Origin of the sequence: Xylocopilactobacillus apis, from assembly GCF_033095965.1 — a bacterium.
In the GTDB taxonomy this organism is placed as follows: Bacteria; Bacillota; Bacilli; order Lactobacillales; family Lactobacillaceae; genus Xylocopilactobacillus; species Xylocopilactobacillus apis.
This window is the reverse complement of sequence record NZ_AP026801.1, coordinates 2,023,797-2,040,180: the sequence shown is the minus strand read 5'-3', so window position 1 is coordinate 2,040,180 and position 16,384 is coordinate 2,023,797. Positions and strand designations below refer to the sequence as shown.

The following is a 16,384-nucleotide window of genomic DNA, read 5'->3' as shown; positions in this document are numbered from 1 at the left end:
TTCAAAAAAGCTTGTTTTTTAATACATTTTTAGACAATAAAATAGGCCCTGAATAAATTTCAGAGTCTATTTATTTTTAAATCTTATTTGCCTGAATGCTGAATACTTTGAGTTTTAAGAGCTCGTTTTCTTCTAGTATTAAGCCACATTGCGGCAGTTCCAGCAGTTGCAGCTCCTAAGAGACTTAGGGCCGCGGCTTGTGCTTTGTCTTCACCAGTTTGCGGTAATGATGCTTGTTTACTGCTTGAGCCTGGATCATAACTGCTTGATTTTTTATTGCTTGAAGGATCATAAGATGCGCTGCTGCCATTGTTGACACCTGTTTTACCAGGAGCTTTATTAGCTGCAGCATTACTGATACTAGGATCAGTTGCACTTGGATCAGCACTCTTAATCTTACGAAGAGCAATTCGATGAATTGTACCATTTGCTTCAAAGAGCTCTACAGCACTTGGATCAACTAGTTCATAACCAGCTGGGATCCAAGGAGAAACATCAAGGACATCGCCAATCTTACCGGTTCTTTCAATTCTAACACTGTAATCTTTACCATTAATTGTAAATTGGATGTAGTTTTCTACAGTTGTTGCAGCAGTTGTAGATTTCTTGATTTCAACTCGGTAGATTGCTCCATCGCTTGTGAAATTGAAAGCCGCTGATGGATTAACTAATTCATACCCAGCAGGGATAAGTGATGAAAGATTAATTTTATTACCATTTGTACCAGTAACTTTAATTGGTGAACCGAAATTAGTTCCATTAACACTCAGTTGAATCCAATTACTAACGGTTGTTGGAGCAACAGATTTCTTAATTGCAACTCGATGAGTTGTTCCATTAGCTTCAAAACGAATTGTGGTACTCTTGTCAACTAATTCATATCCGGTAGGAATCCAAGAACTAATATCAATTACATCACCTAATTTACCAGATCTTTCAATTCTGACACTATAATCTTGACCATCAATCGTAAATTGAACGTAGTTGCTGACGGTTGCTGGAGTAGTTTTTTGCAGTTCAACACGATAAGTTGCACCTTCTAATCCAAATTTAAGTGAAGTAGATTTGTTAACTAATTCATAACCGCTTGGAATTAACGAGGTTAAGTTAATTACATCATTGATATTACCAGTAACTTTTTGAGGGCTTCCTAGTTCTACTCCGTTAACGGTAAATTGAACGTAGTTATTTACTGATGTTGTAGAGTTAATTTTCTTAATTGCAACTTTATAAACTGTTCCTTCACTGCCCATTGTTAGTGCAGTATTTTTATCAACTAATTCATATCCTGCAGGGATCTTGTCATTAAGAGGAATAGAAACGCCAAGATTGCCGGATAACGTGATTTGGCTGCCAAAGTTATAACCATCAACCGTAAATTGAATGTAGTTAGTAACAGCAGTTGAAGGAGCCGATTTAGCAAGAGTAATATTTTGAACTGCATTATCAGCACCAAATTTAGCTGTTGGAGCGTTATAGCCATTTGGTAAAAGGATTCCTAATTTAATTGGGTCGCCAGTTTTACCGTAAACATCAACTGGAGCACCAAGGTTGCTGCCATCTGGAGCTTTTAATTGAATCGTATTCTTGATTAATGAAGGATCGTTCTTCTTTTGGATGGCAACAGTTTGAACAGTACCATCGGCATTAAATTTAGGAGTTGAGGTAACTTCATAACCACTTGGCAAGTAAGAACTAAGGTCGATATTATCAAATCGATTACCAGAAACACTAACAGAACCGACTTTTTGACCATTAATAGTAATATCTACCGTATTTTTAACGCTGACACCTTTAATTGCAATTTTAACAATTTTGCCATTCGTTGGATCAATCTTGATTGAAGTTGTTTTATCAACTAATTCATATCCAGCAGGAATCTTAGATGATAACTCAACGCTAGAGTTTGGTTCACCATTAACTTTAACCATGCTGCCAAAATCAGTTCCATTAACTGTAAATTGAATGTAGTTATCAACGGCAGTAGAAATCTTTTGGACTGTTATTGTGATAGTAGCGTCAGCCGCACCAATCTTGTGAACTGCGTTTTTATCAGTTAATTCATAACCAGTTGGAATCATAGTTGCTAGGTTAATAACATCATTAGTTTGTCCAGTAACTGTAACAGGTGTGCCAATAACGGTTCCGTCAGCAGTTTGGAATTTAATAGTATTTGTAACATCACCTACTGAAGCAGTCTTTTTCTTTAAAGCAACCTTCTGAATAGTTCCTTCAGCGGCAAATGTAAGAGTAGTATTAGAAACAAGTTCATATCCGTTAGGAATCAGTGAAGTCAAACTAATTGGATCATTAAGTTTTCCTTGAACACTGACAGCAGTTCCAAAATCAGTACCATCAACCGTAAATTGAATCTTATTAGTTACTTGAGTTGCATCTTTAACAACCGAAATTTTTAATTCTGCATCTTGAACGCCAATTCTAACCCCACTTGCGCTGAATAAAACTGAAACTTTCAGTTTATAACCAGCTGGAATTTGTAAGACACTAGTGTCAATCATTGTATTGTAACGATCAGTAATGTCTTGTTGTCCGACAATCGCTTGAGTTGCGTCATCAACAAATTTGATTACATTATGATATTGTTTTCCTTGAACTACAACATTAATTGTTTGACCATTATCAGTCAATTTAACAGTTTTATCAGTTGCTTGAATCCATTCATAGTTTTCTGGTAAAAGGCTGCTGATATCTTGGTTATCATCTTTGTTTCCAGTGAAATCTTTGTGATTTAAGATATTTCCTTCAGAGTCCTTGATATTAACCGTATTAGTTACAACAACAGCCGTTTTCTTAATAGCAATTTTAACAATCTTGCCGTTTGCTGGATCAACTTTTACAACAGCTGTTGGATTAACTAATTCATATCCAGCTGGGACATGAGAAGCAACATTAATATTATCTCCCGGTTCACCATTAACTTTAACCATAGTGCCAAAATCAGTTCCGTTAACTGTAAATTGGATATAGTTATCAACGGCAGTAGAAATCTTTTTGACTTCAATTGTAATCGTTGCATCAGCAGCACCGATCTTATGAGTTGCATTTTTATCAGCTAATTCATAACCAGCAGGAATCATTGTGGCAAGATTGATTACGTCATCAGTTTTACCAGTGACTGTAACAGGTTGACCGATTACTGTACCATCTGAAGTTTGGAACTTAATCGTGTTAGTAACAGTATCAGGCTTAGGAGCACTTTGCTTAATAGCGACCTTTTGGATCGTGCCATCAGCAGCAAAGGTAAGAGCAGTATTAGAAACAAGTTCATAACCATTAGGAATTAAGGAAGTTAAACTAATTGGATCATTAAGTTTACCTTGAACAGGGACAGCTGCTCCAAAATCAGTACCATTAACTGTGAATTGAATCTTATTAGTTACTTGAGTTTCATCTTTAATAACAGCAACTTTAATCTCAGCATTGTCAGCACCAATCTTTAACGTATTGACAATTCCAGCATCTTTAAGCTTATAGCCTGCAGGAATCTGTAAAGCGTCGGTAATCTTAGTGTTATAACGGCCATTGACGTTTTGGGATCCAAGATTAATATTATTATCTTCATCAACAAATGAGATTTTGTTGACATATTGTTTACCTTGAACGGTAATGGTAACAGGTTGGCCGTCATCTGTTAGAGTTACATCTTTGTCAGAAGCCGTGACAAATTCATAATTATCAGGTAAGACGCTAGTGACATCTTTTACAGAATCTTTAGCACCAGTTACACTAGTTTCTTTGATCAAATTACCACTAGGATCATTGAATTTGATGAATTTAGTAACTTGAACTGGATTTGGAGTAGTTACATCAAGTCCAGTATTAATATCTATTTTACGATCATTTTTAGTAGTATCAATGTGAAGGTCTGGTCCAGCATAGCTTCCCTTAAAGATTCCAAGCTTAATTACGTCACCATTTTGACCATAAACATCAAAAGCAGAACCGACATTAGCACCGTTATTTACAAATTGAATTGTATTTTTAGGCGCAGTTGGATCGATTACTTGAAGATCAACACTGACATCACTTCCATCAGCACCAATAGTTGGAGTAGTTGCTATCTTATAACCACTTGGAATGTAATCAGTAAGAACCATATTGTCGCCCTGATTACCAGAAATGTTGACAGGTGTTCCGACATTAGCGCCATTTAACTTGAATTGAACGTGGTTAGTTACATTTGTAATTGGCGCTCCACCCTTAAGTTTAATTGCAACATTGCGCTGAGTGTTAGAAGCATCAACTTTTTGAACTGGATCAACAAGTTCATAACCTTTAGGCATGAAAATACCAAAGTTAATGCTTTCTTGATCAGTACCATAAATATCAACCGGATCACCAATTGAAGCTCTGGTTAATGTTACAAATTGAATCGTGTTCTTAATCAGAGATGGATTATTTTTCTTTTGTAAAACAGCTGATTGAGCTGCTCCTTCGTTACCGAAAGTGAGAGCTGTCTGTAATTCATAACCAGTAGGGATCCAATCAGTAAGGTTAATTGCATCTCCTTTATTACCGGCAACATCAATTGGATCGTTAATTGATTTACCATCAAGAACAAACTGAACCGTATTATTAACATGAACTGGACTTGGCACTGCAACTTTCAGTTTTACTTCATGTTCAGTAGTCGTATCACTAAACTTAATAGCAGTTGAATCAATTAATTCATAACCTGATGGGACAAAAATTTTATAGTTAATATCTGCATCTTTTGCTCCATAAACTTCAATAGCTGTACCGATAACTTGACCGTTAGCCGTGAATTTAATGGTATTAGTAATGTAAGAAGGATCATTAATCTTTTGAAGTTCTACATTTTGGACACTGTTGTTATCACCATATTTTGGTGTTGCAGAAGCCTTATAACCACTTGGCATCCAATCTTTAAGATCAATGTCATCTCCTTTATTACCACTAACTTCAATTGGATCACCAAGATTTACACCGTTAAGTTTAAATTGAATTTTATTTGTTACTTGTACAGGTGTCTGGTTAACATCTTGTCCAGTATTAACGTCAATTTTACGTTCAGTCTTTGAAGCATCAAAGTTGAAAATTGGGACGGTAATACCTGTTGGAGCAAAAATTCCTAGTTGAATTGGAGCACCATCAGTTGCGTACACATCAAAAGCAGAACCTAAATTACTGCCATTTTGGACAAATTGAATTGTGTTTTTAGCTGCATTAGGGTTGATTGCTTCGAGAACTGCGTCAACGTTACTTCCATCAGCACCAATATTTGGAACAGTCGCTACTTTATAACCGCTTGGGATATAGCTGCTTAGGTTCATGGCATCGCCCTGATTACCAGAAATATTAACAGGTGATCCGACATTAGCACCATTTAATTTAAATTGAACGAGGTTGGTAACAGAATTGTTGTTTGTAATATCAAGACCTGATGTAACATCGATTTTACGGTTAGTTTTACTGCTGTCAATGTGAAGATCAGGACCGTTATAAGTACCTTTAAAGATCCCCAACTTAATTACTTCACCGTTTTGGCCGTACACATCAAAAGCAGATCCAACATTGCTGCCATTTTCAACAAATTGAATTGTATTCTTTGGTGCCGCTACATCATTTACTGTGAGTTCTACGTCAACACTGCTGTTATTAGCACCTAATGTAGGCGTAACAGCAACTTTGTAACCACTTGGAATGTAATCAGTAAGATTCATACTGTCGCCCTGATTACCAGAAATGTCAACAGGAGCACCAACATTATTGCCAGCAATCTTGAATTGAACGTGATTCACAACGCTAACAGGACTTTCAGTGATTCTTTGAATTTGAACTTTAACAACTGCTCCGTTATTTGCATCAATTTTTGGTTTTGAATTTTTGTTAACTAATTCATAGCCTGTTGGCAAAATTGAATTTAAACTGATTTCAGAACCCGGGACGCCGCTAACTTCATGAAGTTCACCTTGATCGATAATGTTTCCATTTCCGTCATCAATTGTAAATTGAACATAATTGGTGACGGAAGTAGGGGTGGTTAGTTTGACATTAACACTATGACTAGTAACAGAATCGTCAAAAGTTGGAGCTGCGCCAACCAACTCGTAACCAGCAGGAATTAAACTGTTAAGGTCAATGGGAGCACCTTTTTGACCGCTTACAGTGTATGGACCGCCGACTGTATTTCCGCCTTCATCTTTAAACTCAATTGTATTTTCAATGTTACCAGCAACTGAGGTTTTCTTTAGATTTACGTTAACTGTAGAGCCGTCAGCTGCAAAAACAGGTGCATCTCCATCAATTTCATAGCCGCTTGGAATACTTGCAGTTAATGGAATTTGATCGCCAACTTTACCTGTAACTTTTACTTTGCTGCCAAAATCACTGCCAGAAACTTTAAATTGAACGAAGTTATCAACATGGTTTGTGTCTTTTACAACTGGAACCGAAATAGAAGATCCATCTACTCCAACATTATATTTAGCACCTTCGTTTTTAAGGACATAATTAGTCGGTAAAGTTAGGGTAATTTCTGAGTTGTATCTTGCATTATTTACATCTTGAGTCCCGATAACGGCATTACTTACATCATCAATGAACATTACTTTATTATTTGGAATAACTTTTCCTTGAATATTTAAAGTAATATTTGGCGTTGTATCATTGAAAGTGATAATTTTATCAGCATCGTTAACAAGCTCATAATTTTCAGGAATGAATCGTGAAACGTCTAGGGTTGTACCCTTTTCTCCAGAAACGGGGATTGTTGAGATAACCTTATTTCCAGCTTTAAAACTTACAAAATTGGTAATCTGTTGATTATTAGTTAATGCAACATCACGAGTTGTGGTTGAATTGTCAAAAACAGTATTTGGAACTGCATAACCTTCTGGCATAAAAATTCCAAATTTAATTGGGGCGCCCACTGTTCCATAAACATCAAAAGCAGATCCGACATTGTTGCCGCCGTCTTTAAGTTGAATCGTGTTTTTAACAAGAGACGGGTCATTTATTTTTTCAAGTGCAATTGTCTGGGGCGTTGTTCCATCATTGAATGTTGGTGTCGTTGCAGTTTTATAGCCGCTTGGAATCCAATCAGCTAGATTCATTTCTTTGTTGATTCGTCCAGTTACTTCAACTGGATTGCCAACATTAGCTCCATTAATTGTGAATTGAACTTGATTATTTACTCTTTGAGCATTTGGATCTGAACTAACAGCAACTTTTACTTCCCGTACTTCTTGAGAATAGTTAAAGACGGTGCTGTTATCAACTGGATCATATCCGCTTTGAATGAAGATGCCGTAATTAATTTTTTGACCAACAACTCCGTATACGTCAAAAGCAGCACCGATGGGGGTGTTGTTATTGTCTTTAAATTGAATTGTATTTTTGACAAACGAAGGATCATCAACGGTCACTAATTCAACAGTTTGATTAGCATTGTCTGCTTTAAATGTATAATCATCTGCAAGGGCGTAACCACTTGGAATCCAAGAATCAAGATTAATTGGATCTCCTTCATTACCTGATACGGTAATTTTTCCAAGTTCGGTCCCGTTTAAAGTAAAAGTAATCTTATTGCTGACAACGGCTCGTGGTGTCAATTTATTATGACTTTGAACCTTGTTAGCCGATTTAATAGGAGCAGTCTTTGAAGATTGGTTTTGAGCAGATCGACTCTCGGCTGCTGAAATCGATTTACTACTTTCAACTTTAGAGTTATCTTTTCTTGGAGCTTCCTGATTAGGCTTGCTCTTTGCTTCATTTTGAACAGGATTTTCGTTGTTGGTTTGAACAACATTAGGCTGTTTAAGCTGAACAATAATTGGGGTAGCGTCAGAAGCAGGAGCCGTTATTGTTTGAGTTGGATCAGCAAGCTGCCAATTACCAACTAACTGAGAAACATCATTAGCGATTACTTTGCTAATATCGTTTCCTGGATACGACTTAAAATCATCATTAGTGCTGATAATTTTACCGGCCTCATCTTTATAAATAATAGTATAAGTAACGGTATCAACATTTTTTGATTGTTCAGTATTGACAGATTCTGGCTTTTTTTCAGGATTAGAAACTTGCTGAGAGCTTTCATCACTTAATTGAGAATTTGAATTTTCAGGATTGGCTAAAGCATTATTTGATTTAGTACTTTGGTCTTCTTGTTTTTTAGGAGTTTGAGATTCTGCAAAAACTTGCGCAGCTGGCAATACATTGGTACTTGCCACAGTCAGCATTGTTGCGGAATATAATAAAACCTTAGGTACTTGGTGTTTACGTCTTTTTCTTTTTGGTACGTTGTACATAATATTCTCCTCGAAATAATCTATATAAATCCTTAATCGAATTTAGGATTTCGTCTTAGTTAGCCGTGAGCTAATGAAGATTTTTCTTATACCCATTTAGTATAATCTCAAAATGAAAAAATTTAGTGCATATTTTTATAATAATTTTTATATATTTATCGAAAATTAGAATAAAAAAATCTCTTTAAGCTTAAAAAATACAGCTAAAGAGATTTTAGTTTATTTACGATAAGGAGTTAAAACTCTTTGATTCTTTCTAACTCTTCTTTTCTTTGAAGACATCCAGGCTGCGGCAGCGCTAGCACTAGTAACGCTTATTAAACCTAAAGCAACAGTATTTGACTTTTTGTCCCCTAATTGCGGTAAGGTCCCGTATTTTGTAGCAGTACCAACTTTTGAAACAGGTTTTGCAGTATGAACTTTTGTTGTCGCACCGGGGTCTAAAGGATCACTGGCAATTTGCTTTAATTCTACTTCATGAGTAGCATTATCAATTCCAAAAGTAATAACAGCTGTTTTGTCAGTTAATTCATAGCCCGATGGAATGTAAGGCGTAATATTGATTTTAGAACCAGTATTACCGCTGAATTTGATTGGTTTTCCTAAAGCAGTTCCGTTTAGAGTAAATTGAACACTATTAGTAACTGTTGTGGGTGCAGTAACTTTAGCAGCAGTTTTAACAATTGCAATCTTATGAACAGTTCCATCAGCACTAAATAAAGTATGTGCTGCTTTATTGGCAATTTCATAACCTTCAGGAATCCAAGGCGTAATATCGATTGGATCACCAATTTTTCCAGTTCGTTCAATTTTAACACTGTAGTTTTTGCCGTTAATTGTGAATTGAATGTAATTATTTACGGTTACAGGTGCAGTTTTAATTTTTTGAATAGCGATCCGATGGGTAGTTCCATCAAGTCCAAATTTAGCTCCATTATTGTTGTCTACTAACTCGTAACCAGCAGGAATTAAGGATTTAAGATTGATCATATCACCAATAAATCCATTAATATTTTTAGCAGAACCGAAATTTAAGCCGTTAACTGTAAATTGAATATAGTTGGTAATTGGTTTTGCAGATTCAATCTTCTTAAGAGCAATTTTGTGGATCGTACCGTCAGATTCAAAATTAGCAGCAGTGTTTTTATCTGCTAGTTCATATCCCGATGGGATCAGAGAAGAAATATTAATATTGGTTCCAAAGTTACCAGTAACTTTATTTTTTTCACCAAAGTTTGTTCCATTAATAGTAAATTGAATGTAGTTGGTAAGAACGGCTGAAACAACTTTTTTCTTAAGTTTAACTGAACGTAAAGTGCCGTCTAAATCAATTGCAACAATTGGATTAACACCATCATCAAGTTCATATCCATCTGGCAAAATAGAACGTAAATCAATAGTGTTCCCAATTAAACCGCTGATTTTTACTTTACTTCCAATATTAATTCCATCAACTGTAAATTGGAAATAATTATTAACAGGACTTGGGTTTGGAGTCGGTATAGGTGTAGGACTTGGAGTAGGAGTAGGGACAGGGCTTGGATTTGGAGTCGGTGAAGGAATTGGAGATGGATTTGGCGTCGGGCTAGGTTGAGGACTTGAATTTTTAACAACAAGTACTTCAAGAGTGCTAGTATCTTTGAATTTTAAAGTTGTTTTTACTGAAGAATCTTTTAAAGAATAATTTGCAGGTAAATTACTAGTAATCGCATTACCAACAAGGCGTCCATAACGGCCTTTTAAAGGATCAATAGTTTTAACAATTGAACCGTTAGTGTCATCTTTATAGTTAAGAACGTAATTTTTCTCTTTACCTCTTAATTTAATGTTAAAGGCAGAATTGTCTGCACCCATTAATAAGGCAGCTTGAGAAGGATCTAATTCATAGTTAGAGTTAGGGATCTTACTAGTTAAAGTTGCAGTAGTAATAGGGTCGCCAAGAGCGCCTTCAACAAAAATACTATTGTGTGTTCCGACAGCGTTATTGTCTTCGTCAACATAATTAAGATAGTTTTTGATATTTAACGGGGTATTCTTTTTAACCTCAACTTCAATTGTACTGTTACCTAAGAACTTCAAAGTCGTAGTAACTGAAGGGTCATTTAAAGAATAATCTGCAGGCATATTATCAGTAATTGCATTACCAATAAGACGACCATAACGGCCCGTTAAAGGATTAACAGTTTTCACGACTGAATTATCAGAAATATCTTTATATTGTAGAGTATAAGTTTTCGGTTTACCTATTAATTTAACATTAAGAGAAGAACCATCTGCTCCCATTAATAAGGCAGCTTGAGAAGGATCTAATTCATAATTAGAGTTAGGGATCTTACTAGTTAAAGTTGCAGTAGTAATAGGGTCGCCAAGAGCGCCTTCAACAAAAATACTATTGTGTGTTCCGACAGCGTTATTGTCTTCGTCAACATAATTAAGATAGTTTTTGATATTTAACGGGGTATTCTTTTTAACCTCAACTTCAATTGTACTGTTACCTAAGAACTTCAAAGTCGTAGTAACTGAAGGGTCATTTAAAGAATAATCTGCAGGCATATTATCAGTAATTGCATTACCAACAAGACGACCATAACGGCCCACTAAAGGATTAACAGTTTTAACGATTGAATTATCAGAAATATCTTTGTATTTAAGAACGTAATTGGATTCCTTACCCTTTAATTTAACAGTTAGAGCAGAACCATCCGCACCTATAAAGAAGGGAGGTTGGGAAAGATCTAATTCATAGTGAGAATCAGGAATTTTACTTCTTAATGTTGTGGTAGTGATAGCGTCTCCAGCAGTACCTTCAACAAAAATACTATTATGTGTTCCAACTGCGTTATTGTCTTCATCTACGTAGTTAAGATAGTTTTTGACATTTGAAAGTGGTGTTTTTTCAAGAGTCACTTGAAAAATGTGCCCATCAGTTGCTGCTATATTTAAAGTAGGATTAGGAGTAGGCAATTGATAACCTGTTGGGGGTGTAATAGTAATTGGACTATTCGGATAGCCGGTTATACTTTGAGTGGAAGGACTCCCGTTTTGATCAAGAATAGGACTTCCGTTAAAATAAAATTCTATCGTATTATCGAATTTTCTTGTTATGTTTACAACGTGGCTAGTAACCGTTTTGTTAAATGACAAAGCAGGAGCATTTTGTATCAATTCCCAATCATGAACTTGCCCAATATCTTTTGGAAGACTGCTTAAGAGAGGATTAACATTAATGTTGGTTCCAGCTTTACCAGAAACTTCAACATTAGAAGCTATCATCCGGTTATTAAAATCAAAAGACAGATAATTTTTAATATTTTTTTCTTTGACGTAGATTGTAAGAGGATTAGTGTCAGTCGTATTGTCATTGTTAAAATTCGGTAAAGTACCATCCAGATCATAGCCTGTTGGCAGAGTAATTAAGCTACTAGAAATCTGTGTACCAAATAACCCACTAACTGATTGAGGTGAACCAAAATTTTTACTTGGATCGTCACTATCAACAAATTTAATGTAGTTAGTTACGTTTTTAGGCTTTACATTGATATATTTGTCAGCGTTGTTTTCACCGAATTGAAGAAAAGGAAAAGTTCCATCTAATTCATATCCGTTAGGTATTTGGAGATCAGTTTGCTTAATTGTATTACCTTTACCGCCCTCAAGATTTTGAGTCCCAACTTCTTGACCAGCATTTCTATAATGAATTTTGTTAGTTACTTTATTGGTTATATAAACAGTTTGGGGTGCATTTTCAACGGAGTTAATTGTGACATTACCGTGATTGCTGCCAAATATTACGTAGTCTGACGGAATAAAACTTAAGATATTTTGTGCAGGATCATCATCCCAGCCCCAAATGTCATGGGTAGAAATTAAAGTATTGTCAATCAATTTAAATTGAAGAATGTTTTTGTATTCAGTTCGAAGTTTAAGAATTTGAGTAGTACCAGAAACAGTATCATTGTAGGTAAAACCAGTATCACCAAGGAATCGAAAACGTCCGCTATAGATCCCTGGAATATCAGCATTAGTTAGCGATTGGTTAGGTCCCAGTTCTTTATCAAACTCCATAGTAAGATCATTGCCATTGCGGTCTTTTAGAGGATTTCCATTAAGATCTTTGCCGATAAAATGAAATTTCATAACAGTTTTTCTCAGCTGAACTCTTAATGTTCCTCCTTCAGCGGGTAATGTCACATTGCCTAAATTGGTTTTTAATGCGTAACCGGCTGGAACAATTGAATTTAGATCACTAGATAGAATAGTACTTCCAGGACCAGAATCGCTTGAAAAGGGTTTTGTGTCAACGTGACTGCCATCAAGAAAGTTAACGAATTCGATAAAGTAAGAATGAGCACCCTGAGGGCTAATATTTCCTCTAGGTTTAATTGAATTTGGTAGTTTATTGTTATTTTGGGCAGATTTATTTTGTTGTATCTGTGGCTTTATTTGAGTTTTAGGATTGTTGGCAGCAACTTGAGTTTTGTTTTTATCATCTACGGTAATATTTTTTGCTGATTGACTTGCTGCGGTATTTTGAGATAAATTTCCGTTATCTTTATTTTCACTGTTATTTTGCTCAGGCACTTGCGTGTCAGCAAAAACATTAACAGCTGGTGCGGCGTAACTGCCGACAACTGATAATAAAGTTGAGGAATATAAGAATACTTTTGGTAAACCATGCAACCTTCTTCTTCTCTTTGGTATATAAATCATTAATATTTCTCCTCTAATAAATAAATTACATCAAATCTTCTCTTTACAATCCTTGCATTGCTTTAATTTGCCATTAACATTATTTACTAAGTTATGGTAATTTTTAGAAGACAATTCACTAATATAAATTATAATTAATTGTAAACCAAATCAAGTTCAAAAAATAAAAAATTAAAACTAATTTTTGAATTTACTTAATCTTAAATTTTTTGGCATGCTGAGCAAGGTATTTAGTAGTTAGACTTTCTGGTTTTTTAATTAAGTCGAGCGGATTACCGCAAGCAACAATTTTCCCTCCGTCATCTCCGCCTTTTGGACCGAGGTCAATCATATAATCAGCATTAATCATTAAATCTAAGTCGTGAGTAATGATAATAATTGTGGCACCATTGCAGCGCAGGCGGTCAATGATTGTCAGTAGAGTTTGAACATCGAGCGGATGAAGACCGATGGTTGGTTCATCAAAAACGAATAACGTTTCGCGTTGCTTCTTACTTAAATGCTTTACTAACTTTAATCTTTGAGCTTCACCGCCTGAAAGAGTGGGAGTACTTTCTCCAAGATGAAGATATGATAGACCAACTTGTTGTAGTAAATGAAGTTCCCGCTCAATATTTGGAATTTCTTTAAACACATTTAAAGCTTCATAAACTGACATATTTAATAAATCTACAATAGAATATCCATGCCATTTAATTGCTTGAATTTCTGGTTTGAAGCGATCACCGTGACAAGTAGGGCAGATTTCCTGCATATCAGCTAAGAATTGGATATCAAGATTAATAGTACCGACTCCTCCGCATTGCGGGCAAGCGCCAGCTTTATTATTATAAGAAAAATTACTAATTGTGTACTTGCGCTTTTTAGATTCAGGCAGCCTTGCAAAAAGTTGGCGGAGATTATCCATGATTTTGGTATAAGTTGCAACAGTCGAGCGGGTATTCTTGCCGACTGGACTAGCATCAACGCTAACAACATCTTTTAAACTGGTTGTTAAATTGGCAATCTGTGAAGGCATTTTCTGTTTTTGTTTTTTTGCTTTAATTGCTGGGACCAAAGAATCGATAATGAGGCTGGTTTTGCCGGCACCAGAAAATCCAGTAACGGCAGTAACTTGTTCGTTGGGAATTTTGATCGAAACGTGGTGAAGATTATAATAGTTGTTAATTTTTAAAGTAGTAAATTCATTGGTCGGATTTTTAACAGGATGCTTTTTGGCAACGATATTTGCAGTTCCTGAAATAAATGGTCCGATTTTTGACTGAGCATTATTTGTTAATTGTTTTGGAGTTCCAGCAGCAATAATTTGTCCGCCGTTTTCTCCTGATCCCGGTCCAATCTCAATTACCCAGTCAGCTGCAGCTATGATATCCACCTCATGATCAACCACAACTAAAGAATTTCCTTGAGCGATTAATTCTTTAAACACATTTAAGAGACCTCTAATGTTGTCTGGATGTAAACCAATTGAAGGCTCATCTAGGACGTAAAGGACACCGGTGGTTTCAGTCCTAAGAGTTCTTGCTAATTGAATTCGCTGAAGTTCTCCGGTGGATAAGCTATTTCCATTACGGTTTAAATTTAGGTAATCAAGACCCAATTCCAAAAGCGGACTCAAATCATCATTAAATTCAGTGAAAAGGTTATTTGCCAATTTCTTCATGTTTTCAGGCAGTTCTTTTTTTACTTTATCTTCCCAATCTCTTAATTGTGCTAATTCAAGGTTGGCAACTTGAGCAATATTAAGACCTGCTGCTTGAGTTGATAAGAGTTCAGGATTTAGGCGAGAGCCATGACAGACTGGACAGGTTGAAAAGTGAAAAAATTTATTAATTCTGGCAATGGAACGTTCATTTGTTAAAGTTTTTAATGAATCGTAGACCGCATTATAAGCGCTTTCATAGAGGGCATTATCCATATGAAACACTCTGCCGTTAGCACTAGGGATATCTACGGGAAGATGTTTTCTTTCTCCATGCATGACGATATTTTTCTCTTTAGCGCTTAGGTCTTTGTAGGGAATATCAATTTTAACACCCATTGCAGCAGCAACTGTTGGCATGAAATTTCGTCCTGGTAGGTGCCAAGAACCAACCGCACCATCTTTAATTGAAAGATTTTCGTCGGTGATTAGTAAATCTTCATTTAAAGTTCTAACAACACCTAACCCGTGACATTCGGGACAGGCACCCGCAGAATTAAAGGCATAATCTTCAGCACCTTTAGCCATGAATTTGACCTTACAGGTAGGACAAACGATTAAACCCATCTCATCACCTTGGACATCCATGGCTTGAGAAATTTTTAGGGTTGGTTTTAATCGATGACCATTGGGACAAACAACGGAACCTAGACGCGAAAAAATCAAACGGACTAGATTAAACACTTCAGTTAAAGAACCAACCGTTGATCTTTCGGAGGGAATAGTCGGTCTTTGCCGCAAAGCTAAAGCAGAAGGAATATGTTTAACCGATTCAACATCAGAGTGACGGCTTTGACCGATTCTTCTGCGGGTATACGTTGAAAGTGCTTCTAAATAACGACGTGATCCTTCATTATATAAGATCCCCATTGCAAGGGAACTTTTTCCCGAACCAGAAAGTCCAGAAATTGCAACGAATTGGTTTAAAGGAATATTGACGTCAATATCTTTTAAGTTATTGACCTTTGCACCAACGACTTCAATTTGATCAATCTTGGGATTCATTTTCTGCCTCGTAAAGATCTTTTTGAGCTTGCCAGTAAGCACGATCATCTTCAGTGATTGGACGCAGCACATGACATGGATTACCAACTGCAATTACGTTATCAGGGATATTTTTGGTCACAACCGAACCTGATCCGATTACTACATTATTGCCAATCGCGACACCCGGATTGACGACAGTATTACCACCAATCCAAACATCATTGCCGATTGTAATTGGATATCCATATTCAAGACCTTCGCTGCGAATTGCAGCATCAAGGGGGTGACCGGCGGTATAGAGTCCAACTCGAGGTCCCAAGAGGACATTATCACCAATCGTGATGGGGGCGATATCTAAGAAAATACAGTCGTAATTAGCATAGAAGTTAGCACCAATTGTGGTGTGAGCTCCATAATCGGTGTGAAAAGGCGGACGGATATATGCGTGCTCACCGTAGGATTTAAAAAGTTTTTGTAGTAATTGAGTTTGAAACTCACGGTCAAACTCAGTTGATTCATTAAACTGTCGAGTAAGCACTTTTGCCCGGTCTGAACGTTCACAAGCAATTGGATCAATTCCAGCCCGGTATAATTTGCCATTTAACATATTTTCTAATTCTTTTCCCAAAATAAGACTCCTAAAATTTAATGTTTTAATATATTATGAACTATATTAGAACGTGAGTAAAAG

At 36.1% G+C, this 16,384-nt stretch carries 4 protein-coding genes; all 4 read right to left on the bottom strand.

Annotated elements, in window-relative coordinates:
* Window positions 1-83: 83 nt before the first annotated feature.
* Window positions 84-8,294, bottom strand: a complete 8,211-nt coding sequence (locus R8749_RS09720; RefSeq protein WP_317696387.1) for a MucBP domain-containing protein — start codon at window positions 8,292-8,294, stop codon at window positions 84-86.
* 219 nt (window positions 8,295-8,513) lie between these two features.
* A complete protein-coding gene (locus tag R8749_RS09715) occupies window positions 8,514-13,004 on the bottom strand; it encodes a MucBP domain-containing protein (protein ID WP_317696386.1) in 4,491 nt (1,496 codons plus the stop codon).
* Window positions 13,005-13,194: 190 nt separating this feature from the next.
* Window positions 13,195-15,711 carry an excinuclease ABC subunit UvrA gene (locus R8749_RS09710; RefSeq protein ID WP_317696385.1) on the bottom strand — a complete coding sequence of 839 codons (2,517 nt, stop codon included), beginning with the start codon at window positions 15,709-15,711 and terminating at the stop codon, window positions 13,195-13,197.
* On the bottom strand, window positions 15,695-16,300 hold the full coding sequence (locus R8749_RS09705; protein ID WP_317698560.1) for a sugar O-acetyltransferase: 606 nt from the start codon (window positions 16,298-16,300) through the stop codon (window positions 15,695-15,697). The genes R8749_RS09710 and R8749_RS09705 overlap by 17 nt, the downstream gene beginning before the upstream one ends.
* Window positions 16,301-16,384: the final 84 nt, after the last annotated feature.

What these genes read in the sequence shown, in the direction of transcription:
- R8749_RS09720 (WP_317696387.1), bottom strand. Translation starts at nt 8,294, where the DNA reads ATGTACAACGTACCAAAAAGAAAAAGACGTAAACACCAAGTACCTAAG.
- R8749_RS09715 (WP_317696386.1), bottom strand. Translation starts at nt 13,004, where the DNA reads ATGATTTATATACCAAAGAGAAGAAGAAGGTTGCATGGTTTACCAAAA.
- R8749_RS09710 (WP_317696385.1), bottom strand. Translation starts at nt 15,711, where the DNA reads ATGAATCCCAAGATTGATCAAATTGAAGTCGTTGGTGCAAAGGTCAAT.
- R8749_RS09705 (WP_317698560.1), bottom strand. Translation starts at nt 16,300, where the DNA reads ATGTTAAATGGCAAATTATACCGGGCTGGAATTGATCCAATTGCTTGT.